The organism is Actinokineospora spheciospongiae, from assembly GCF_003182415.1.
GTDB classification, from domain to species: domain Bacteria; phylum Actinomycetota; class Actinomycetes; order Mycobacteriales; family Pseudonocardiaceae; genus Actinokineospora; species Actinokineospora spheciospongiae.
The window spans coordinates 26529-47106 of sequence record NZ_QHCP01000012.1 but is presented as its reverse complement, the minus strand read 5'-3'; the positions used below and the strand labels follow the sequence as shown (position 1 = coordinate 47106).

Below are 20578 nucleotides of genomic sequence, written 5' to 3'. Positions count from 1 at the left end.
GTGAAAGCGGAGAGAGCGCATGAGCACCCACACCCTGAGCGTCCTGGTCGAGAACAAGCCCGGCGTGCTCGCCCGCGTCTCGGGCCTGTTCTCCCGGCGCGGGTTCAACATCGAGTCGCTGGCCGTCGGCCCGACCGAGCACCCGGACGTGTCCAGGATGACGATCGTGGTCGCGGTCGAGGAGCTGCCGCTGGAGCAGGTCACCAAGCAGCTCAACAAGCTGGTCAACGTCATCAAGATCGTCGAGCTGGAGCCCTCGGTCGCCGTGCAGCGCGAGCTGCTGCTGGTCAAGGTCCGGGCCGACGCCACCGTGCGCAGCCAGGTGCTGGAGACCGTGCAGCTCTTCCGGGCCAAGGTCGTCGACGTGTCCCCGGAGGCGCTGACCATCGAGGCCACCGGCACCCACGACAAGATCGAGGCGCTGCTGCGGATGCTGGAGCCCTACGGGGTGCGCGAGATGGTGCAGTCCGGCATGGTCGCCATCGGCCGCGGCCCGCGCTCCATCACCGCCACGGCGGTCCGCTAGACCCCCTGTTTTCTCGCGAGTTCCACCGAAGGGAAGTACTGAGCACCATGTCCGTCGAGATCTTCTACGACGCCGACGCCGACCTGAGCATCATCCAGGGGCGCAAGGTGGCCGTCATCGGTTACGGCAGCCAGGGCCACGCCCACGCGCTGAGCCTGCGCGACTCCGGCGTGGACGTCCGGATCGGCCTGCCCGAGGGGTCCAAGTCCAAGGCCAAGGCCGAGGAGCAGGGGCTGCGCGTGCTCACCCCGGCCGAGGCGTCCGCCGAGGCCGACCTGATCATGGTCCTGGCGCCGGACACCAAGCAGCGCTTCATCTACAGCGACGACATCGAGCCCAACCTCAAGGACGGCGACGCGCTGTTCTTCGGCCACGGCTTCAACATCCGCTACGACCTGATCAAGCCCCCGGCGGGCGTGGACGTGGCCATGGTCGCCCCCAAGGGCCCCGGCCACCTGGTCCGCCGCCAGTTCGTCGACGGCAAGGGCGTCCCCGCGCTCATCGCCGTGCACCAGGACGCCACCGGCGGCGCGCAGGCGCTGGCCCTGTCCTACGCGGCGGCCATCGGCGGCGCCCGCGCGGGCGTCATCAAGACCACCTTCACCGAGGAGACCGAGACCGACCTCTTCGGCGAGCAGGCGGTGCTCTGCGGCGGCGCGTCCGCCCTGGTGCAGACCGGCTTCGAGGTGCTGACCGAGGCGGGCTACGCCCCCGAGATCGCCTACTTCGAGGTCCTGCACGAGCTCAAGCTCATCGTCGACCTGATGTACGAGGGCGGCATCGCCCGCCAGCGCTACTCCATCTCCGACACCGCCGAGTACGGCGACCTCACCCGCGGCCCGCGCGTCATCACCCCCGCGGTCAAGGAGGAGATGAAGAAGATCCTGGGCGAGATCCAGGACGGCACCTTCGCCCGCGAGTGGGTGGCCGAGGACGAGAACGGCCGCGAGAACTACCGCAGGCTCCAGCAGGAGGGCGAGGCCCACCCGATCGAGGAGACCGGCAAGAAGCTGCGCGGCCTGATGTCCTGGGTCGACCGGCCGATCACCGAGACCGCCTGAGCGGTTCTCGACGGGGGAGGGGTCCGCGGCGGTGGCGCCGCGGACCCCTCCCCCGTCCCGGTCAGAAGTCGGGGTGCGTCCGCAGGGTGATCAGGGCCTCCGGGGCCAGCTCCGGCTCGAAGGACCAGCCGGGGAACCCGCCCCAGGCGATCGACTCGCGCAGGTACTCCACCAGGGTGATCCCCGGCCGCCCCGCCACCCCGTCCAGCTCGACGTCGGCGTGCAGGGACGGCAGCCGCACGTCGTGCGTGCCGCCGCTGAGGTTCGCCTTGCGCAGCTCGTCCGGGGCCAGCGGGAAGGTCAGGTCGTCGCCCTGGTCGAACTGCTCCAGCTCGTAGGCCAGGTGGTAGGCGTTGCCCAGGCACAGCGGGTCGGGGAAGTCCGGCCCCGGCGGCACCGTCGTCGGCGCGGGCTCCTGGTGGTGGGTGAGGAACAGCAGGTCGCAGTCCCCGGCGAACCACACCTCCCCCACGTGCCGCAGGCACGCCTCCAGCGACAGCGGCAACCCGCCCACCCGCTCCACCAGCGAGTCGACCAGCGCGTTGTCCGAATCCGTGGGCGGCTGGTGCGGCCGCACCATACGATCGGAGGACACCCAGCCGAGTTCCGGCAGGGCGGCCGCGAGCCGGGACACGTGCTGCGAAACCCGCACCATCGTCTCCTCCGCCACGGCGGCGGCGTCCTCCAGCAGGTCGTCCGGCACCGGACCGAGCGCCCGCAGCTCAGCCCACACGGTGACGTGCTCGCCGCGCAGATATCGCCCGTAGTAGGAGGTCACCCGTCGTACGCTACTGAGCGCAACCGCACACCCCCGCCAACGACACGTCCCCACCCGGGTGACGGCCAACCGCGAACGGTATACCTGACCCCCGACACAGAGCTTGAGGAGACGGTGATGGACAGCGCCCCGATCTACGACGACAAGGCCGAGGTCCGCGGCAGGCTGGACCTGACCAAGGCCGACTGGCAGCGAGCCGCCGAACCCGATGCCGACCCCGACGGCGAGTACGTCGAGATCGCCTTCGTCCCGCACACGGACGGCAAGACCTACATCGCCATGCGCAACTCGAAGTTCACCGGCCCGGACGACACGGTCCTGGTGTTCACCGAGTCGGAGTGGGACGCCTTCGTGGCGGGCGCCAAGGCGGGGGAGTTCGACGAGCCCTGGTGAGCACCGGGGGAGCAGGTTTGGGGGAACTGGCAGGTGGGGACTGAACGCCCGGTGTGGCTGACACCCGAGGAAGTGGCCGCGAGCGGGCCGGAGCACGCCCGGGAGCCGTCAGCCGCACCCGGTCCGGCACCCGCGACGCCCTCCGGTTCGGAGCTCGGGCCGTCCCCCGGGTCGGCGACGGTCTCCGGGCACCTGCCGATCCCACCGCACACCACGGCCTCGGCGCCCGACCCCGCCGCGACCGCCGCCGCGGACCCCCGTGCCGCTGCGGTTGCGCGCCCGGCTGCGGATTCCGGCGCCGCTGCGGTTGCGGGCCTGACCTCGGATTCCGGCGCGGTCCCGGCCGCCGCGGAAAGCCCGGCGCAGGATTCCGCCGCCGCAGCGGCCGCCGTCGAGGGCGAGGTGGTGGGTTCCGGTGCTGCTCCCGCCGTTGTCGGGGGCCCGGCCGCGGGCGCCACTCCGGCCGCCACCGGAAGCCCGGCAGATCCCGGCGTGCCCGCGACCGCGGGTTCGACCCCCACCCCGACCGCGGGTGCGAACCCCGGCACCGCTCCGGCCTGCCCCCCTGAAGCAGCCCCGGAGCCGAGCGCGGCGAGGCTTCCGCTGCCGAGCGCGGCGCCCGCCGCGGGAACCGGCGCCGGACCGGCCGACGCGTCGGCGGCGGCGCGTTGCCCGCTCGAAGCCGGCTCGCTTGGTGTGGCATCTGTTGCGGGGGCTGGTGCCGGGTCAGGTGGGGCGCGGGTGGTGGCATCTCGTTCGTTCGACGCCGATTCACCCGGCGCGTTCGCCGTGCCGCAGGGTGGCGATGGGTTCGCCGGTGCCGGGACCGTCGTGGCGTCCGTCGTCGTGCCGGTGCCGGGCGAGGCGATCACCGTGGCCGCGATGGCGGCGGATCAGCGGCCGGACCCCGGCTCCCCCGCGCCTCCCGTTCCGGTCCCGGAGCCGGTGGGCGCGGGTCTGCAGCCTGCCCCGGTCGCGGTTGCGACATCCGGGGAACCGGCCGCCCCACCGCTCACCCAGGGACCGCGAATGCCGTCGACCCCGAGACCCGGACCACCCGGCGAGGCACCACTCACCCCCGCCGAACCGTTCGGACCACCACCGGACGAGTCCCCACCCGCCGCGTCCACCGAGCAGCCGGACCGCCCCGCCGACGCCCCCGACCCGCGTCCCGGCACCGAGTCGAGCGCCGCACCACCGGCCTCCACCCCGCCCTCGGACGCCGTCAGCCCAGCCGAATCCCCGAGGCCCACAGCGGCATCAGTGTGGACGCTGCCGGAAGACCTCCCCGCGAAGCCTCCCGCCGATCCCCCCGCACCCAGGCCCGTCCGCACAGACCCGTCCTTCTCAGGGGAACTCCTCCTCCCCGCACCGGACCGCCACCGTCCGCAACAGCACCAGCCCGGAACCCCTGTGCCACAGGGCTTCCCCACCCAGCCCGGTACCACCGCGCCCCCACCCCGCGCGCAGCAGAATCCACCGCACCACAACCCCGGATGGCAAAACCCGCACCAGCCCCCCGGTCCGCAAAACCTCCCGCAGCAGCCCCAGGCACAGCAGAACCCGTCGCAACAGCCCCCCGCGCAACGAACCGGCCCCCACCACAACCCGGACCGCCGCGACCCCGTCCACCCCGGCCCCGGTCCGCGACAACGCCAAGGCGACCAGCCCCCCGCCCCACCGGGCTTCCCGCCCGACCCCGGCTCGCCCCGGCAGAACCCGGGCCCGCACAGCGCCGGGCAGCGGAGCCCGGAGAGGCAGAACCCGCCGCGCCGAAACCCCGGCAACCCCGGCCCGGGCAACCCCAACCCGGCGCAGCCAGCTCCGCCGTGGCCGAACCCCGGCAGGCCGACCCCCGTGGAGCAGGACCGCGCGCACCGGGGCCTGCCCCCGCAGGACCCCCGGCAGCACCCCGGTCAACCGGGTGCTTCGCCGCGGAACCCAGACCGGGTGAACCCGGCGCACCAGGTGCCGCCCGGGCGGCAGGATTCCCCGAACCACCGCCCCGAACAGCGGAACCCCGCCCAGCAGAGCGCGGGCAACCAGCCCCCTGGCAACCAGCCCCCGCCCCGGCCGGAACCCCAGCAGCAGTCCGGCCAACGGCCCACCCCCGGAAGGCCCACCGGCCCACACCCGACCCCGCCGCAGCCCGGCCGAACCGCGCAGCACCAACCCCCACCGCAATCCACCGGCACCGCCCGCTCACCCCAGCCCCCGCCTCAGCCCAGCGGAGCCGTGCAGCCACCCCAACCGGGCGGGACCACGCAACAGCCCGCACCCCGGTCCAGCAGGGCTGCGCAGGCGCAACAGCCCGCACCCCAGCCAGGTGGGGCCGTGCCTGCGCACCAATCCCCGCCGCAGTCGGGTGGGTTGGCGCAGCCGCAGCAGTCTGCGTCCCAGTCCGGTGGGGGTGCCCAGGCGCACCAGTCCGCGCCCCGGTCGGGTGGGGCTGTGCCGACGCAGCAGTCTCCGCCGCAGTCGGGTGGGTTGGTGCAGCCGCAGCAGTCCGTATCCCAGTCCAGTGGGATTGCGCAACCGCAGCAGCTCGCGCCTCAGTCGGATAGGGGCACTTCTGCGCAGCAGTCTCCGCCGCAGTCGGGTGGGTTCGTGCAGCCGCAGCAGTCCGTATCCCCGTCCGGTGGGGGTGCCCGGGCGCATCAGTCCGCGCCCCAGTCGGGTGGGGCTGTGCCCGCGCAGCAGTCTCCGCCGCAGTCGGGTGGGTTCGTGCAGCCGCAGCAGACCGCCCCCCGGTCCAGTGGCGGCGCCCAGCCGCAGCAGTCCGCGCCCCAGTCGGGTGGGGCCGGGCCTGCGCGTCAATCCCCGCTTCAGCCGGGCGGGGTCGCGCAGCCGCAGCAGTCCGCACCGCAGCCCAGCGGCACCGCGCAGCGGCCCCGACCCGGCAGGCCCGCGCAGCACCCCCCGCGACCCGGCGGTTCCGCGCAACCGACCGGCGCGCAGCGCACCCCACCCAACCCCACCCAGTCGCGCCCCGCCCCGCCCCAACCGTCCCGCCCGGCTCCGCGCCCGGCCCCGCCGCCCCGCGCCCTCCCGCCCCCCGCCGTCATCTCCACCCTCCCGCCGCCACCCCCGGTGACCTCCTTCGGCCCCGGCGGCTTCGGCCCGGCGGGTTCCGGTGCGGGCGTCACCGGCACGACCCCCGTCCCGCTCCGGCAGGACGCGGCGGAGGCCGATCCGGGTCCGGCGGTGGAGACGCGCCGGAGCAGGCCCGCGTACCTGGTGGAGGGCGATGACGACGAGATGTTCGGCAACGCCGACTTCACCGCGCCGCCCGTCATCGGGGAATGACGTGTCTCGTGGCTCACCCTGCGGTGGAACGGTTCAGTGACCGGCCTAGACTCCCTGTGGTTACAGAGTGGTAACCGCACCCAAAAATGCTGTCAGCACAGGAGCCCGCGTGACAACTACGAGCCGCCCCGTCGTCCTCATCGCCGAGAAGCTCGCGCCGTCCGTGCTGGACGTCTTCGGCGACGAGTTCGAGGTCCGCCACGTCGACGGCACTGACCGCCCCGCCCTCCTCGAGGCCGTGGCCTCCGCCGACGCGCTGCTCGTGCGCTCCGCGACCCAGGTCGACGCCGAGGTGCTCAAGGCCAGTGACACCCTGAAGGTCGTCGCCCGCGCGGGTGTCGGCCTGGACAACGTCGAGGTGCCCGCCGCCACCGATCGCGGTGTGCTGGTGGTGAACGCGCCGACGTCGAACATCGTCTCCGCCGCCGAGCACGCGGTGGCGCTGCTGCTGGCCACCGCCCGGCAGATCCCGGCCGCGCACCAGACCCTGCAGGAGGGTCAGTGGAAGCGCAGCTCGTTCTCCGGGGTCGAGGTGTCCGGCAAGACCGTGGGCGTCGTCGGCCTGGGCAAGATCGGGCAGTTGTTCGCGCAGCGCCTCGCCGCGTTCGGCACCACCCTGATCGCCTACGACCCGTACGCCTCGCCCGCGCGCGCCGCCCAGCTCGGTATTGAGCTGGTCGAGCTGGACGACCTGCTGGCCAGGGCGGACTTCATCTCCGTGCACCTGCCCAAGACCCCGGAGACCAAGGGGCTGATCAGCGCCGAGAAGCTCGCGCTGACCAAGAAGGGCGTCATCATCGTCAACGCCGCGCGCGGCGGCCTCATCGACGAGCAGGCGCTGGCCGACGCGGTGCGTTCCGGCCAGGTCGGCGGCGCGGGCATCGACGTCTACACCAAGGAGCCCACCACCGAGTCGCCGCTGTTCGGCGTCCCGGGCGTCGTGGTGACCCCGCACCTGGGTGCCTCCACCGCCGAGGCGCAGGACCGGGCGGGCACCGACGTGGCCCACTCGGTGCGGCTGGCGCTGCGCGGCGACTTCGTCCCGGACGCGGTCAACGTGGCCGGTGGCGTCGTCGGCGAGGAGGTGCGCCCGTACCTGTCGCTGACGCAGAAGCTGGGCACCGTGCTGACCGCGCTGGGCAGCAAGGCCCCCACCGCGATCACCGTGCTGGTGCGCGGCGAGCTGTCCTCCGAGGACGTGTCGGTGCTGTCGCTGGCCGCGCTGCGCGGGGTGTTCACCGGGATCGTCGAGGACCAGGTGACGTTCGTGAACGCCCTGCAGATCGCCGAGGCCCGGGGCGTGGCCGTGGAGGTCGCCACCGAGACCGAGAGCGCCAACCACCGCAGCGTGGTGACCCTGCGCGGCGCGTACGCCGACGGGTCGGTGGTGACCGTCAGCGGCACCCTGTCCGGCCTGGACCAGGTGCAGAAGCTCGTGGAGGTGCACGGCCGCGCGTTCGACCTGCGCGCCGAGGGCGACGTGCTGCTGCTGGAGTACGCCGAGCGCCCGGGCGTGATGGGCGCGGTCGGCACCCTGCTGGGCGAGTCCGGCATCAACATCGACGCCGCGCAGATCAGCCAGACCGCGCAGGGTTCCGACGCCGTCATGCTGCTGCGGGTGGACCGCGCGGTCGACCCGTCGGTGCTGGAGTCGATCGGCGCCTCGGTCGGGGCGAGCATCGTGCGGGCCATCGACTTCGGCTGAGTCGACCGCTCCACCCGTCCACGGGTTGGGACGCGGCGGAATTGCCGAACGGTGCCCGGATCGGTTGGTTGACAACCCTTCCGGGCACCGTTCGTGTCATATATCGGCCCAGAAGACATCTCGAAACCACCCGAACAGGTGGCGCGATGCGGCATCCGGGCGGCTTCCCGGTAGCCTTCGTTCGACTACCAGGCCCTGACAGTTCGGGCCGATACCCCGGGAGGTGTGTGCATGCGGCTCGCGGTGATCCCAGGTGACGGGATCGGGCCGGAAGTGATCGCCGAGGCACTGAAGGTGCTGGGCGAGGTCATACCGACCGCCGAGATCACCCGCTACGACCTGGGCGCGGCGAGGTGGCACGCGACTGGTGAGCTGCTGCCGGAGTCCGTTCTCGGTGAGCTGCGGGACCACGACGCCATCCTGCTCGGTGCGGTGGGGGACCCGTCGGTCCCCAGCGGCATCCTGGAGCGCGGGCTGCTGCTGCGGCTGCGCTTCGAGCTCGACCACCACGTCAACCTCCGCCCGGCCCGGCTGTACCCGGGGGTGAAGAGCCCGATCGCCGACCCCGGCGAGATCGACATGATCGTCGTCCGGGAGGGCACCGAGGGCCTGTACGCGGGCAACGGCGGCCTGCTCCGCAAGGACACCCCGCACGAGATCGCCACCGAGGTCAGCGTCAACACCTCCTTCGGCGTCGAGCGCGTCGTCCGCGACGCGTTCACCCGCGCGGCGGCCCGCCCCCGCAAGCACCTGACCCTCGTCCACAAGACCAACGTGCTCACGCACGCGGGTTCGCTGTGGTCGCGCGTGGTGGAGGAGGTGTCGTTGCAGCACCCGGACGTCACCGTCGCCTACCAGCACGTGGACGCCACCACCATCCACATGGTCACCGACCCCGGCCGCTTCGACGTGATCGTCACCGACAACCTGTTCGGCGACATCCTCACCGACCTCGCGGCCGCCGTCACCGGCGGCATCGGCCTCGCGGCCAGCGGCAACCTCGACATCACCCGCCGCAACCCGAGCATGTTCGAGCCGGTCCACGGCAGCGCCCCGGACATCGCGGGCCAGGGCATCGCCGACCCCACGGCGGCCGTCCTGTCCGTCGCCCTGCTCCTCGACCACCTCGGCGAGCACGAGTCGGCCCGCCGCATCGAGGCGTCGGTCGCCTTCGACCTCGCCACCCGCGACCACAACTCCCCCGGCGGCACCTTCGCCATCGGGGACCGCCTCGCGGCCCTGGTGTCCTCGAACGTCCGCACCGGCTGACCCGGCCACCGCACCACCCGCGAAGGCCCGCTCCCACCCGGAGCGGGCCTTCGCCGCTTCCCGGGCTTGCCCCGGCGAAAGCGCTTGCCCCGCCCATCGCGGACGGCGTGTGCGCGGGTCAACCGGCTGAGCGCGAGCGGGCGAGCGGGTGTCAGGGGCGGCGTCAGCCCAAGCGTCCGCTCGGAGCGGGCAGCCGCGTGCGCGGGACCAAGCCGCTGTCCTGGCGCCCGGCGCAGCCGAAGGCGCGGTGGATCGAGCGGGCAGTCACACGCAGCACAACGGTGAGCCACCGCCACGCGCAGCCAGGAACCCCAGCAGGCCAAGCGGGCGGCCACGCGCAGCACTGCGGTGAACCACCGCCGCTCGCACCCGAGGTACCCGAGTTGGCGCGAGCAAGTGGCCGCGCGCAAGAAGATGGTGGAACGCTGGATCGGGTGGTTGTTCTTGGTTGGGGGAGAAGACCCTCTGCCAAGCTGGCCAGCGACGGTGGGCATCCCTTCGCCCACTCACGCGCACCGCGGCAGAGGGTCTTCGTAGGGGCCCCGACCAAGAACAACCACCCGATCCAGCACTACCCACCCAAAAGAGCAGCCCCCGAATCAACCCAACCACGCGGCACCGACAGAAAAGCCGAGCAGGCAGGCAGTTGTCCACAGGCGGCACGGAGCAGCCCCCGACTTCCATCCAACCCGGACCCACCGACGGGAACGGTCGTCCGGGTCGGAGTTGTCCACGGTCCACGGGATGGGAAGCGGGGTCCGCGAGTTGGTACCCGGCCCGCAGGTGTGCCACCATCGGACCGTGGCTCACTCCGCCCTGATCATTATCGACGAGCGCGTCGGCTGACTCCGCACCACGGAGCACCGGCGCGCAGACCTCTCGCATGTTGCGGGGGGTCTTTTTGTTTGTCCACTCCCTGCACACCTCTCGATGAGGAGCGATCCCGTGACCCGCACGACTCCGGCCGGAACTCCGCTCGGCGACTCCTTCCACGTCTACGACACCACCCTGCGCGACGGGGCGCAGCGGGAGGGGATTTCCTACTCGGTGGCCGACAAGTTGGCCGTCGCCCGGTTGGTGGACGGGTTGGGGGTGGGGTTCATCGAGGGCGGGTGGCCGGGGGCGATGCCGAAGGACACCGAGTTCTTCGCCAGGGCCGCGGCCGGGGAGTTGCAGTTGCAGCACGCCGCGCTGGTGGCGTTCGGGTCGACCCGGCGGGCGGGGAGCACCGCCGCGAAGGACCCGCAGGTGCAGGCGTTGCTGGCGTCGCAGGCGCCGGTGGTGACGCTGGTGGCGAAGTCCGACCGCAGGCACATCGAGCGGGCGCTGCGGACCGACGTGGCCGAGGCGGCGGAGATGGTGCGCGACACCGTGGCGTTCCTGGTGGGGGAGGGGCGGCGGGTGTTCCTCGACGCCGAGCACTTCTTCGACGGGTACGCGTTCGACCCGGACACGTCGCTGCGGGTGCTGACCGCCGGGTTCGAGGCGGGAGCCGACGTGGTGGTGCTGTGCGACACGAACGGGGGGCAGTTGCCGCTGGGGTTGGCCGAGACGGTGCGGGAGGTGATCGCGCGGACCGGGTTCCGGGTGGGCATCCACTGCCAGGACGACACCGGGTGCGCGGTGGCCAACAGCGTCGCCGCGGTGCAGGCGGGGGCCACGCACGTGCAGTGCACGGCCAACGGGTACGGGGAGCGGGCAGGCAACGCGGACCTGTTCCCGGTGATCGGGAACCTGGCCGTGAAGCTCAGGATGGACGTGCTGCCGGAGGGGAAGCTCGCCGACCTGACGCACGTCTCGCACGCGCTGGCCGAGCTGGCGAACATCGCCCCGGACACCCACCAGGCGTACGTGGGGCACTCGACGTTCGCGCACAAGGCGGGCCTGCACGCCAGCGCGATCAAGGTCGACCCGCTGCTCTACAACCACATCGACCCGACCGTGGTGGGCAACGACATGCGCGTGCTGGTCACCGAGATGGCCGGGCGGGCGAGCCTGGAGCTCAAGGGCCACGAGCTGGGCGTCGACCTGGTGGGCAGGCCGGAGGCGGTGGACAGCGCGCTGCGGAAGGTGAAGGACCTGGAGTCGCGCGGGTGGTCGTTCGAGGCCGCCGACGCCTCCCTGGAGCTGCTGCTGCGCGGGGAGATCGCGGTGGTCGACCCGGACGCCCCCGCCACCGGGCACCCGTTCGAGCTGGAGTCCTACCGGGTGATCCTGGACCACCGGCTCGACGGCGAGGTGGTGTCGGAGGCGACGGTGAAGGTGCACGTGGCCGGGCACCGGGTGATCGCCACCGCCGAGGGCAACGGACCGGTGCACGCCCTGGACGCGGCGCTGCGCCGGGCGCTGGTGCCGCACCTGCCCTGGGTGGACGAGGTGGAGCTGACCGACTACAAGGTGCGCATCCTCACCGGGGCGTCGCGTGCAACCCAACACGGCACCGATGCCGTCACCAGGGTGTTGGTGCAGTCCTCGGACCGCGAGCTCGAGTGGACCACGGTGGGTGTGCACGGCAACATCGTGGAGGCGAGCTGGCTGGCGCTCTGCGACGCGCTCGCGCACAAGGCGATGCGGGTCCGGTCCGGGGTCGGCGCGGGCGGCCTGCGCGGGTAGGCCGCCCCCGAGCGGGAGGAGGCGGTCGGCGTGCGGGTTCTGCTCGTCGGTGCGGTGGTGGCGGTGTCGGTGGCCGGGTGCGCGGGGGGCGGGTCGGCGGAGCGGGAGCCCGCGGCGGCGCCACCGGCGACCTCGGCGCCCGCCGCGGACGTGTGGCTGGACCGGGTGGAACCGGCGGACGCGGTGTCCCGGGTCGGGGTGCCGGGGACGTGCCCGCTGCCGTTCGCCTTCGACGTCGCCGCGGGGTGGACGGCCGCGGCGGGGGACGGGGAGTCCCGCGACGGGCTGGCCGCCGACTGCGCGGTCAGCTCGGACACCGGGCGGCTGCGGGTGTGGGTGGGCGGTGAGCCGGGCAGCACCCCGCGCGGCGCGCTGGAGCGGTTCATCCAGGGTGAGGGGACCATCGCCGATCCGACCTACCGCGAGTCCACAGTGGGCCGGGGCACGGGCGTGGAGCTGACCTTCGCCCGCCCGGACGGCGGCGCGCCGGGGCGGGCGTTCGCCGTGGCCACGCCGCTGCGCACCCTGGTCGTGTCGGTGGAGACCGGTTCGGCGGCGGCCTACGAGCAGGCGCTGCCCGGCTACCTGCTGGCCAAGCAGAGCCTGACCCCGGTCGAGCGCTGAGGCCGTTCTAGTGTGGGTGCCGTGCGTATCGCTCGAATTGCCCATCCAGCAGGTGTCGCGTTCGTCTCGATCGAGGGCGAGGGGTCCGACCAGGTCGCCGCGGAGATCTCCGAGCACCCGTTCGGCACCCCCGAGTTCACCGGGCGCCGGTGGCCGCTGGCCGACACCCGGCTGCTCGCGCCCATCCTGCCCACCAAGGTGGTCTGCGTCGGCAAGAACTACGCCGACCACGCCAGGGAGATGGGCGGCGAGGCCCCGGCCGACCCGGTGATCTTCATGAAGCCCTCGACCACCGTGGTCGGCCCCGGGGCGGCCATCAAGCTGCCCAGGGACTCGTCCCGTGTGGACTTCGAGGGCGAGCTGGCGCTGGTCATCGGCCAGCCCTGCCGGGACGTGCCCGCCGCCAGGGCGGGCGGCGTGATCCTCGGCTACACGATCGCCAACGACGTCACCGCCCGCGACCAGCAGCAGCACGACGGGCAGTGGACCCGGGCCAAGGGGCACGACACGTTCTGCCCCCTGGGTCCGTGGATCGAGACCCGGCTCGACCCCGCCGACCTCGACCTGAAGACCACGGTCGACGGCGAGGTCAAGCAGGACTCCTCCACCGCGTTCCTGCTGCACGGGGTGCCCGAGCTGGTCGAGTGGATCTCGAAGGTGATGACCCTGCTGCCCGGTGACGTGATCCTCACCGGCACGCCCGCGGGCGTGGGGCAGATCGTGGCCGGGCAGACGGTGTCGGTGTCCATCACCGGCCTGGGCACCCTGACCAACCCGGTCGTCAACCGCTGAGCCCGCGGGCCGATCCCCCGCGCGGGCGGGGGATCGGCCCACCGGTCACCGGCGGGCGAAGTCCGGCACCGGTTCGCTGAGCACCCCGCGCCCGATCACCTGCGCCGGGACGCGGTTGAGCACCGGGAAGCGCCGGATGAGCCGGATCGGCAGCGGCAGCGTGGCCGACCGCGCGATCTCCACCCGCCCCGCCAGCGCGGGCGCGATCGCCCTGCGGTGCAGGAACCGTTGCAGGCCCTGGATGAGCACCGTCGGCAGCAGCCTGCGGTACCGGACCCGTGCCAGGTCGGCCTCGGTGACCCGCCCGCGCGCCAGCGGTCCGGCCAGCAGCCGGGCCGCGGCGATGGCGTCCTGCACCGCCAGGTTGATGCCCACCCCGCCCAGCGGTGACATCGCGTGCGCCGCGTCGCCCAGGCACAGCAGGCCGTCGCGGTGCCAGCGGGTCAGCCGGTCGAGCTGCACGTCCAGGGTCTTCACCTCGTCCCAGGAGCCCAGCGCCCCTGCCCGGTCCGCCAGCCACGGCGCCACCGCCACCACGTCGCGCAGGACCGCCGACACCTCGCCCCGGCGGGCGTCCGCGTCGGACCCCTTGGGGATGAGGGTCGCGGCCTGCCAGTACTCCCGGCGGTCGATCAGCACGGTCGCGCGCCGGTCGCTGATCAGCGGGACGATGCCGCGCGGGTCGGTGTCGTGGCGGGGCAGGCGGAACCACCACACGTCCATCGGGGTGCGGTAGCGCTTCTTCGGCAGCAGCGCGGCGTCGCGCAGCACCGAGGAGCGGCCGTCGCAGGCGATGGTCAGCCGGGCGCGGAGTTCGCCGGTCTGCCCGTCGCCGGTGCGGTACTCGATGCCGGTGACCCGGTCGCCGTCGCGGAGCAGGCCGGTGGCGGCGGTGTTCATCCGCAGCTCGAACGTCGGCTCCCGCTTGCCCGCCGCGGCCAGCAGGTCGAGCAGGTCCCACTGCGGGACCATGGCGATGAAGTTGTTCGGCCCCGGCAGCGAGCGCAGGTCGGCCACCCTGGCGACCCCGCCGGAGAAGGGCACCTCCACCTCCTCGATGCGGCTCTGCGGGATCTCCCGGAACGCCTCGCCCAGGCCCAGCGCGTCGATCAGGTCCAGGGTCGGCGGGTGCACGGTGTCGCCGCGGAAGTCGCGCAGGAAGTCCGCGTGCTTCTCCAGCACGGTCACCCGGATGCCCGCCCTGGCCAGCAGCAGCCCCGCGACCATCCCCGCCGGACCGCCCCCGACCACGAGGACGTCTGTGTCGGTCATGGCTCTCCCCTCTCCGGTTCCAACTGTTTTCAACACTCGTTGAATAACTGTGCACCCGGCCTCCGGCGAGGTCAAGGCGGATCGGCAGGGATACGCTGATCAGGCTATGAGCACCCCAGACGCCACCACCCCAGTCCGAGCCCGCTTCTGCCCGTCACCGACCGGCACCCCGCACGTCGGGCTCATCCGCACCGCCCTGTTCAACTGGGCCTTCGCCCGGCACACCGGCGGCAAGCTGGTCTTCCGGATCGAGGACACCGACGCGGCCCGCGACTCCGAGGAGAGCTACGCGGCGATCCTCGACGGCCTGCGCTGGCTCGGCATCGACTGGGACGAGGGTCCCGAGGTCGGCGGCGAGTTCGGCCCCTACCGGCAGAGCCTGCGCGCGGACAAGTACGCCGAGGTCATCGCCAAGCTCACCGAAGCCGGTGAGCTGTACGAGTCCTACTCCAGCAACGAGGAGGTCGAGGCGCGGCGCAAGGCCGCGGGCCAAGACCCCAAGCTGGGCTACGACAACCACGACCGCGACCTCACCGACGAGCAGCGCGCCGCCTTCCGCGCCGACGGCCGCGAACCCGTGCTGCGGCTGCGGATGCCCGACCGGGCCATCGCCTTCACCGACCTCGTCCGCGGCGACATCAGCTTCCCGGCGGGCAGCGTGCCCGACCCGGTCCTGGTGCGCGCCAACGGCCAGCCGCTCTACACCCTGGTCAACCCGGTCGACGACGCCCTCATGCGGATCACCCACGTGCTCCGCGGCGAGGACCTGCTGCCTTCGACCCCCCGCCAGATCGCGCTCTACGAGGCGTTGCAGCGCGTCGGTGTGGCCGAGTTCACCCCGCACTTCGGGCACATGCCCCTGGTCCGCGGCGAGGGCAACAAGAAGCTGTCCAAGCGCGACCCGCAGTCGAACCTGTTCGCCTACCGCGAGCGCGGGTTCGTCCCCGAGGGGATGCTCAACTACCTGGCGCTGCTGGGCTGGTCGATCGCCGAGGACCGCGACATCTTCTCCATGGCGGAGATGGTCGAGGCCTTCGACATCGGCCGGGTCAGCGCCAACCCGGCCCGCTTCGACCTGAAGAAGGCCGAGGCGATCAACGCCGAGCACCTGCGCGCCCTCGACACCGGCGACTTCGTGCGCCGGGTGCTGCCGTACCTGAGCGCCGCGGGCGTGCTGCCCGCCGAGCCCACGGCCGACCAGGTGGCCACTGTGGACGCCATCGCGCCGCTGGTGCGGGAGCGGCTGGTCGTGCTCTCCGACGCCGCGGGCATGGTCGGCTTCCTCTTCGCCGACGACGCGGGGTTCACCCCCGAGGCCGACGCCGCGGCGAAGAACCTCGGCCCGGACGCCGAACCGGTGCTGACCGCGGGCATCGCCGCGCTGGACGCACTGTCCGAGTGGACCACCCCGGCCATCGAGGAAGCGCTCAAAACCGCCTTGATCGACGGTCTGGGACTCAAGCCGCGCAAGGCGTTCGCGCCGGTGCGCGTAGCCGTGACCGGGCGAACCGTGTCCCCGCCGCTGTACGAGTCGATGGAACTGCTGGGCCGCGACCGCACCATGGGGCGGTTGCGCAAAGCGCTTCCCTAGTGGGGAACGGGTAACGCGATCCGGAGGTCCCGCGATAGTCTTTTCCCGGCTGTCGCGGGACCTTCGCGCTTGACCGTGTCAGAAGCCGGAACACCACCCGGGCAGACGAATCGCGGACCCCGGCGCGGCACTTAGCCTCGCGTGATGAGAACACCGCTCGCGCCCCTCCCGGCCGCCGCCGCCCCCGAACGGCAGGCGCGAGCGCCCCGCACCGAACCGCCCCGGATCACCGCCGTGTGCCTGGACATCGACGACACGCTGATCGACTTCACCGGCTCCGCCAGGAAAGCCCTGCACCGCCTCATCGGCCGCGACGACATGTGGGCCGCCTGGCAGCGGGTCACCGACGAACACCACGCCAGGGCCGTCGCGGGGGAGTACGACTACGACACCATGCGCAGGGCGCGCACCAAGGCCTTCCTGGCCGACCTCGGCGCCCTGGTGGACGACGAGGCGGTGGCGGTCCTCGAAGACCGCCGCCTGGCCCAGATGCGCGGCGCGTGGCGGCTGTTCCCCGACACCGTCCCCTGCCTGGACTGGCTGCGCGCCGCGGGCCTGAAGATCGGCGCCGTCACCAACGCCTCCGGCCCGCACCAGCGCGCCCGCCTCGCCGACCTGGGCCTGGGCCGCTTCTTCGACGCCGTCCTGAGCCCCGCCGCGATCGGCGCGGCCAAACCGGACCCGCAGATCTTCCACGCCGCCTGCGAACACCTCGGCGCCCCTCCCGAGGAGACCCTCCACATCGGCGACCGGCTCGACCTCGACGCCCACGCCGCCCGCGACGCCGGCCTGCACGGGGTCTGGCTCGACCGCCCCGCACCCGGCGGCCTCGGGGCCGGGAACCGGGCCGACGACCCCGACCCGGACGTCGGCGTACCCGTCCTCGACTCCCTCGCCGACCTGCCCGCGCTCCTCGTCAGCGAGTACCGCACACCGGCCGTGACCAGCGGGTCCGCCGTCCCCGATCCCCGGAGCTGACCCCCGATTTCACCCCGGAGGGGGCTGTGGTCTAACATCTTCTCCGGCAAGAGGGACAGGCCACCGGGTAGCTCTCGGAGGCCGGAACCGAATGCCATTGGGGTATGGTGTAATTGGCAGCACGACTGATTCTGGTTCAGTTAGTCTAGGTTCGAGTCCTGGTACCCCAGCGGTAGAGCACCACAGCGAGTCTGCTAAGGTCTCTCCCAGCAAAACAGAACACGAAGTAAGAGTTGTTCTAGGGCCCCGTCGTCTAGCGGCCTAGGACGCCGCCCTCTCAAGGCGGTAGCGCGGGTTCGAATCCCGTCGGGGCTACAGGGTTTGGGGTCCCCCATCAGCGGAAAAGATGCTGATGGGGGACCCTTTCGCTATGCCACCCGGGGGGCGACCCCCCGGACCCCCACGGTGCGGTGGGTGCCTGAACCAGCGTGGTCGGGTGGCTCTGGTGGTCGGGTGGCTCTGGTGGTCGGGTGGCTCTGCTCGGGCTTCGCCCGTGTGTTTGGTGGGCGAAGTGGGGCTTCGGGGGAGTGCTCGTTGGGGTGGATTGTGTTCTTTGGGGGAGAAGAAAGCATGCAAAGCTGACCCGCGACGGTGGGCATCCCTTCGCCCACTCACGCGCACCGGGCATGCTTTCTTCGTAGGGGGCCCGAAGAACACAATCCACCCCAACGAGCCCCGTCCCGGGAAGTCTCCGCAATCGGTGGCGGGGGCTAGAGGCGGTTTTGGAGGGCGTCGGCGGCGGCCAGGAGGTCGGCGGCCCAGCGGGCGCCGGGGCGGCGGCCCATGCGGTCTATGGGGCCGGAGACGGAGATTGCCGCCACGACCGTGCCGGAGGCGTCTCGTACTGGGGCTGAGACGCTGGCCACGCCTGGTTCGCGTTCGGCGACGCTTTGGGCCCAGCCCCTTCTGCGGACTTCCAGGAGTGCGCGTTCGCCGAAGACCGCGTCTGCCAGGAGGCTGCGCTGGGTTGCCGGGTCCGACCAGGCTGCGAGGACTTTTGCCCCTGAACCCGCTGTCATCGGGAGGCGGGTGCCGATGGGGACTGTGTCCCGCAGGCCGCTGGGGGGTTCTGCGGAGCAGACGCAGATTCGGTGCAGGCCGTCGCGGCGGTAGAGCTGGACGCTCTCGCCCGTGCGGTCGCGCAGTCTCGGGAGTACCGCCGTCGCGGCGTCGAGGAGGGGGTCGGTGGCGCCGCCCGCCAGTTCCGCCAGCGCGGCGCCGGGGCGCCACCTGCCGTCGGTTCCCCTGCGCAGCAGGCGGTGCACCTCGAGCCCCACCGCCAGGCGGTGCGCCGTCGCCCGGGGCAGGCCCGTCTTCGCGCACAACTCCGCCAGGCCGCAGGGTTCCTTCGCCACGGCCTGCAGAACGGCCATTGCCTTGTCCAGAACTCCGATGCCGCTATGCTGTCCCACGTCTCGATACTACTTTCCCGTCATGTGGGAAGTCCAGTCTGTTCGAAGTGCGACCGGGAAGCTGATGGTGATGAGCGATGGGCAAAACGCTCGCTGAGAAGGTGTGGGACCAGCACGTGGTGCGCCGCGGTGACGGCGCCGAACCGGACCTGCTCTACATCGACCTGCACCTCGTGCACGAGGTGACCAGCCCGCAGGCGTTCGACGGCCTGCGGCTGGCCGGGCGCCCCGTGCGCAGGCCGGACCTGACGATAGCGACCGAGGACCACAACGTCCCGACCATCGGGATCGATCTCCCGATCGCCGACCCGGTCTCGCGCACGCAGGTCGACACGCTCCGCCGCAACTGCGCGGAGTTCGGGGTGCGGCTGCACCCGATGGGCGACGTCGAGCAGGGCATCGTGCACGTGGTCGGCCCGCAGCTCGGCCTGACCCAGCCGGGCACGACGGTGGTGTGCGGCGACAGCCACACCTCCACCCACGGCGCGTTCGGCGCGCTGGCGTTCGGCATCGGCACCTCCGAGGTCGAGCACGTGATGGCCACGCAGACGCTGCCGCTGCGGCCGTTCAAGACCATGGCGATCACCGTCACCGGCGAACTGCGCCCCGGCGTCACCGCCAAGGACGTGATCCTCGCGGTCATCGCCAAGATCGGCACCGGCGGCGGCCAGGGCTACGTCCTGGAGTACCGCGGCCCGGCCATCGAGAAGCTGTCGATGGAAGCCCGGATGACCGTGTGCAACATGTCCATCGAGGCGGGCGCCCGGGCCGGGATGATCGCCCCGGACGAGACCACGTTCGAGTACCTCAAGGGCCGCCCGCACGCCCCCCGGGGCGCCGACTGGGACGCCGCCGTGGCCTCCTGGCGGGAGCTGCGCACCGACGACGACGCGACCTTCGACGCCGAGGTGGTCGTCGACGCCGCGTCGCTGACGCCGTTCGTCACCTGGGGCACCAACCCCGGCCAGGGCCTGCCGCTGTCGGCGACCGTCCCGGACCCGGAGCTGATCGCCGACGAGAACGAGCGCGTCGCCGCGGAGAAGGCCCTGGCGTACATGGACCTGGCGCCGGGCACCCCGCTGCGCGAGATCGGCGTCGACACCGTCTTCCTCGGCTCCTGCACCAACGGCCGGATCGAGGACCTGCGCGCCGCCGCCGACGTCATCCGCGGCAGGCGGGTCGCCGAGGGCGTGCGGATGCTCGTGGTGCCCGGCTCGATGCGGGTCCGCGCGCAGGCCGAGTCCGAGGGCCTGGACGCGGTGTTCCTGGCCGCGGGCGCCGAGTGGCGGCAGGCGGGCTGCTCCATGTGCCTGGGCATGAACCCGGACCAGTTGGCCCCCGGGGAGCGCAGCGCGTCCACATCGAACCGCAACTTCGAGGGCAGGCAGGGCAAGGGCGGGCGCACCCACCTGGTGTCGCCGCTGGTGGCGGCGGCCACCGCCGTGCGCGGGACGCTGTCGTCCCCGGAAGACCTGTCCGACGACCTCGTCGGCGCCGCGACCAGCGGCGACGACCGGAACTGAGGGGAAGCGACCATGGAGCCGTTCACCACCCACACCGGCGTCGGGGTGCCCCTGCGCCGGTCCAACGTGGACACCGATCAGATCATCCCGGCGGTCTACCTCAAGCGGGTGACCCGCACCGGCTTCGAGGACGGCCTGTTCGCCGCCTGGCGCTCCGACGAGCACTTCGTGCTCAACCGGGAGCCCTACCGGGCGGGCAGCGTCCTCGTCGCCGGACCCGACTTCGGCACCGGGTCCTCCCGCGAGCACGCCGTCTGGGCGCTGTCGGACTACGGCTTCCGGGTGGTCGTCTCCGCCCGGTTCGCCGACATCTTCCGCGGCAACGCGGGCAAGCAGGGGCTCGTGGCCGCCGAGTGCGAGCAGTCCGACGTCGAGCAGCTCTGGAAGCTGCTCGAAACCGAGCCTGGGACGCAGGTCACGGTGGACCTGGTCGAGAAGACCGTCAGCGCCAAGGACTTCACCGCCAGGTTCTTCGTGGACGACTACACCCGTTGGCGGCTGCTCGAGGGCCTCGACGACATCTCCCTGACCCTGCGCCACGAGGCCGACATCGACGCGTTCGAGCAGGCCAGGCCCAATTGGAAGCCGGTGACGACCCCGATCGCCACCCCCTGATCGAGGAGCCGGATTCCCCTTGTCGAGAAGGGGTATCCGGCCCCTTCCCCGGCCCCTTCCCGCCCCTCCCGGACACTTCACAACACACGCCGACCCCCGCGCGACGCCCCCCGAAAACCC

The 20578-nt window shown here is 72.5% G+C and carries 16 protein-coding genes and 2 tRNA genes; 15 read left to right on the top strand and 3 right to left on the bottom strand.

Annotated features, from left to right (window positions below; all coding sequences use genetic code 11):
• The first annotated feature begins 19 nt into the window (after positions 1-19).
• Positions 20-526, top strand: a complete 507-nt coding sequence (ilvN, locus tag DFQ13_RS26445) for an acetolactate synthase small subunit (protein ID WP_035277890.1) — start codon at positions 20-22, stop codon at positions 524-526.
• A gap of 47 nt (positions 527-573) precedes the next feature.
• Positions 574-1587 (top strand): ketol-acid reductoisomerase, encoded by a 1014-nt coding sequence (ilvC, locus tag DFQ13_RS26440; protein ID WP_035277892.1) that lies wholly within the window; start codon positions 574-576, stop codon positions 1585-1587.
• Positions 1588-1648: 61 nt separating this feature from the next.
• Here ilvC and DFQ13_RS26435 read toward each other — a convergent pair whose 3' ends face one another.
• The gene (locus DFQ13_RS26435) at positions 1649-2365 is read right to left on the bottom strand and encodes a hypothetical protein (RefSeq protein ID WP_110081746.1); all 717 of its coding nucleotides are present in this window, start codon (positions 2363-2365) and stop codon (positions 1649-1651) included.
• A 117-nt stretch (positions 2366-2482) separates the two neighbouring features.
• Between DFQ13_RS26435 and DFQ13_RS26430 the strand changes: the two genes are divergently transcribed.
• The 7 genes from DFQ13_RS26430 (at position 2483) to DFQ13_RS26395 (ending at position 13067) form a co-directional block, all read left to right on the top strand.
• Positions 2483-2758 carry a DUF397 domain-containing protein gene (locus DFQ13_RS26430; RefSeq protein ID WP_035277895.1) on the top strand — a complete coding sequence of 92 codons (276 nt, stop codon included), beginning with the start codon at positions 2483-2485 and terminating at the stop codon, positions 2756-2758.
• 3090 nt (positions 2759-5848) lie between these two features.
• On the top strand, positions 5849-6064 hold the full coding sequence (locus tag DFQ13_RS26420) for a hypothetical protein (RefSeq protein ID WP_035277898.1): 216 nt from the start codon (positions 5849-5851) through the stop codon (positions 6062-6064).
• A gap of 109 nt (positions 6065-6173) precedes the next feature.
• Positions 6174-7769, top strand: coding sequence for a phosphoglycerate dehydrogenase (gene serA / locus DFQ13_RS26415; protein WP_035277900.1), 1596 nt, complete (start codon positions 6174-6176; stop codon positions 7767-7769).
• Positions 7770-8000: 231 nt separating this feature from the next.
• A complete protein-coding gene (locus tag DFQ13_RS26410; RefSeq protein WP_035277901.1) occupies positions 8001-9038 on the top strand; it encodes a 3-isopropylmalate dehydrogenase in 1038 nt (345 codons plus the stop codon).
• Positions 9039-9983: 945 nt separating this feature from the next.
• Positions 9984-11651, top strand: coding sequence for a citramalate synthase (gene cimA / locus DFQ13_RS26405; RefSeq protein ID WP_110081744.1), 1668 nt, complete (start codon positions 9984-9986; stop codon positions 11649-11651).
• Positions 11652-11681: 30 nt separating this feature from the next.
• Positions 11682-12275 (top strand): lipoprotein, encoded by a 594-nt coding sequence (locus DFQ13_RS26400; protein ID WP_110081743.1) that lies wholly within the window; start codon positions 11682-11684, stop codon positions 12273-12275.
• 21 nt (positions 12276-12296) lie between these two features.
• A complete protein-coding gene (locus tag DFQ13_RS26395; RefSeq protein ID WP_110081840.1) occupies positions 12297-13067 on the top strand; it encodes a fumarylacetoacetate hydrolase family protein in 771 nt (256 codons plus the stop codon).
• 45 nt (positions 13068-13112) lie between these two features.
• Here DFQ13_RS26395 and DFQ13_RS26390 read toward each other — a convergent pair whose 3' ends face one another.
• Positions 13113-14339: an FAD-dependent oxidoreductase gene (locus DFQ13_RS26390; protein WP_110081742.1), complete on the bottom strand. Its 1227-nt coding sequence runs from the start codon at positions 14337-14339 to the stop codon at positions 13113-13115.
• 106 nt (positions 14340-14445) lie between these two features.
• Between DFQ13_RS26390 and gltX the strand changes: the two genes are divergently transcribed.
• The 4 genes from gltX (at position 14446) to DFQ13_RS26370 (ending at position 17223) form a co-directional block, all read left to right on the top strand.
• Positions 14446-15930, top strand: a complete 1485-nt coding sequence (gltX, locus tag DFQ13_RS26385; protein ID WP_110081741.1) for a glutamate--tRNA ligase — start codon at positions 14446-14448, stop codon at positions 15928-15930.
• A gap of 144 nt (positions 15931-16074) precedes the next feature.
• The gene (locus tag DFQ13_RS26380) at positions 16075-16908 is read left to right on the top strand and encodes an HAD family hydrolase (RefSeq protein WP_233427527.1); all 834 of its coding nucleotides are present in this window, start codon (positions 16075-16077) and stop codon (positions 16906-16908) included.
• A 98-nt stretch (positions 16909-17006) separates the two neighbouring features.
• A tRNA-Gln gene (locus DFQ13_RS26375) sits at positions 17007-17078 on the top strand.
• A gap of 72 nt (positions 17079-17150) precedes the next feature.
• A tRNA-Glu gene (locus DFQ13_RS26370) sits at positions 17151-17223 on the top strand.
• A 395-nt stretch (positions 17224-17618) separates the two neighbouring features.
• Here the strand turns inward: DFQ13_RS26370 and DFQ13_RS26365 are convergent.
• Positions 17619-18320, bottom strand: a complete 702-nt coding sequence (locus DFQ13_RS26365; protein WP_181400161.1) for an IclR family transcriptional regulator — start codon at positions 18318-18320, stop codon at positions 17619-17621.
• Between the two features lie 77 nt (positions 18321-18397).
• On the opposite strand from DFQ13_RS26365, the gene leuC reads away from it, so the two are divergent.
• Together leuC and leuD are read left to right on the top strand one after the other, a co-directional pair.
• Positions 18398-19843, top strand: a complete 1446-nt coding sequence (leuC, locus tag DFQ13_RS26360; protein ID WP_110081740.1) for a 3-isopropylmalate dehydratase large subunit — start codon at positions 18398-18400, stop codon at positions 19841-19843.
• Positions 19844-19855: 12 nt separating this feature from the next.
• Positions 19856-20458 carry a 3-isopropylmalate dehydratase small subunit gene (gene leuD / locus DFQ13_RS26355; protein ID WP_035281325.1) on the top strand — a complete coding sequence of 201 codons (603 nt, stop codon included), beginning with the start codon at positions 19856-19858 and terminating at the stop codon, positions 20456-20458.
• The last annotated feature ends 120 nt before the right edge of the window (positions 20459-20578 follow it).

Bases quoted from the DNA above. Each gene is read 5' to 3' on its own strand.
- ilvC (WP_035277892.1), top strand. From the start codon at position 574: ATGTCCGTCGAGATCTTCTACGACGCCGACGCCGACCTGAGCATCATC.
- DFQ13_RS26390 (WP_110081742.1), bottom strand. From the start codon at position 14,339: ATGACCGACACAGACGTCCTCGTGGTCGGGGGCGGTCCGGCGGGGATG.
- ilvN (WP_035277890.1), top strand. From the start codon at position 20: ATGAGCACCCACACCCTGAGCGTCCTGGTCGAGAACAAGCCCGGCGTG.
- DFQ13_RS26380 (WP_233427527.1), top strand. From the start codon at position 16,075: ATGAGAACACCGCTCGCGCCCCTCCCGGCCGCCGCCGCCCCCGAACGG.
- leuC (WP_110081740.1), top strand. From the start codon at position 18,398: ATGGGCAAAACGCTCGCTGAGAAGGTGTGGGACCAGCACGTGGTGCGC.
- DFQ13_RS26410 (WP_035277901.1), top strand. From the start codon at position 8,001: ATGCGGCTCGCGGTGATCCCAGGTGACGGGATCGGGCCGGAAGTGATC.
- leuD (WP_035281325.1), top strand. From the start codon at position 19,856: ATGGAGCCGTTCACCACCCACACCGGCGTCGGGGTGCCCCTGCGCCGG.
- DFQ13_RS26430 (WP_035277895.1), top strand. From the start codon at position 2,483: ATGGACAGCGCCCCGATCTACGACGACAAGGCCGAGGTCCGCGGCAGG.
- gltX (WP_110081741.1), top strand. From the start codon at position 14,446: ATGAGCACCCCAGACGCCACCACCCCAGTCCGAGCCCGCTTCTGCCCG.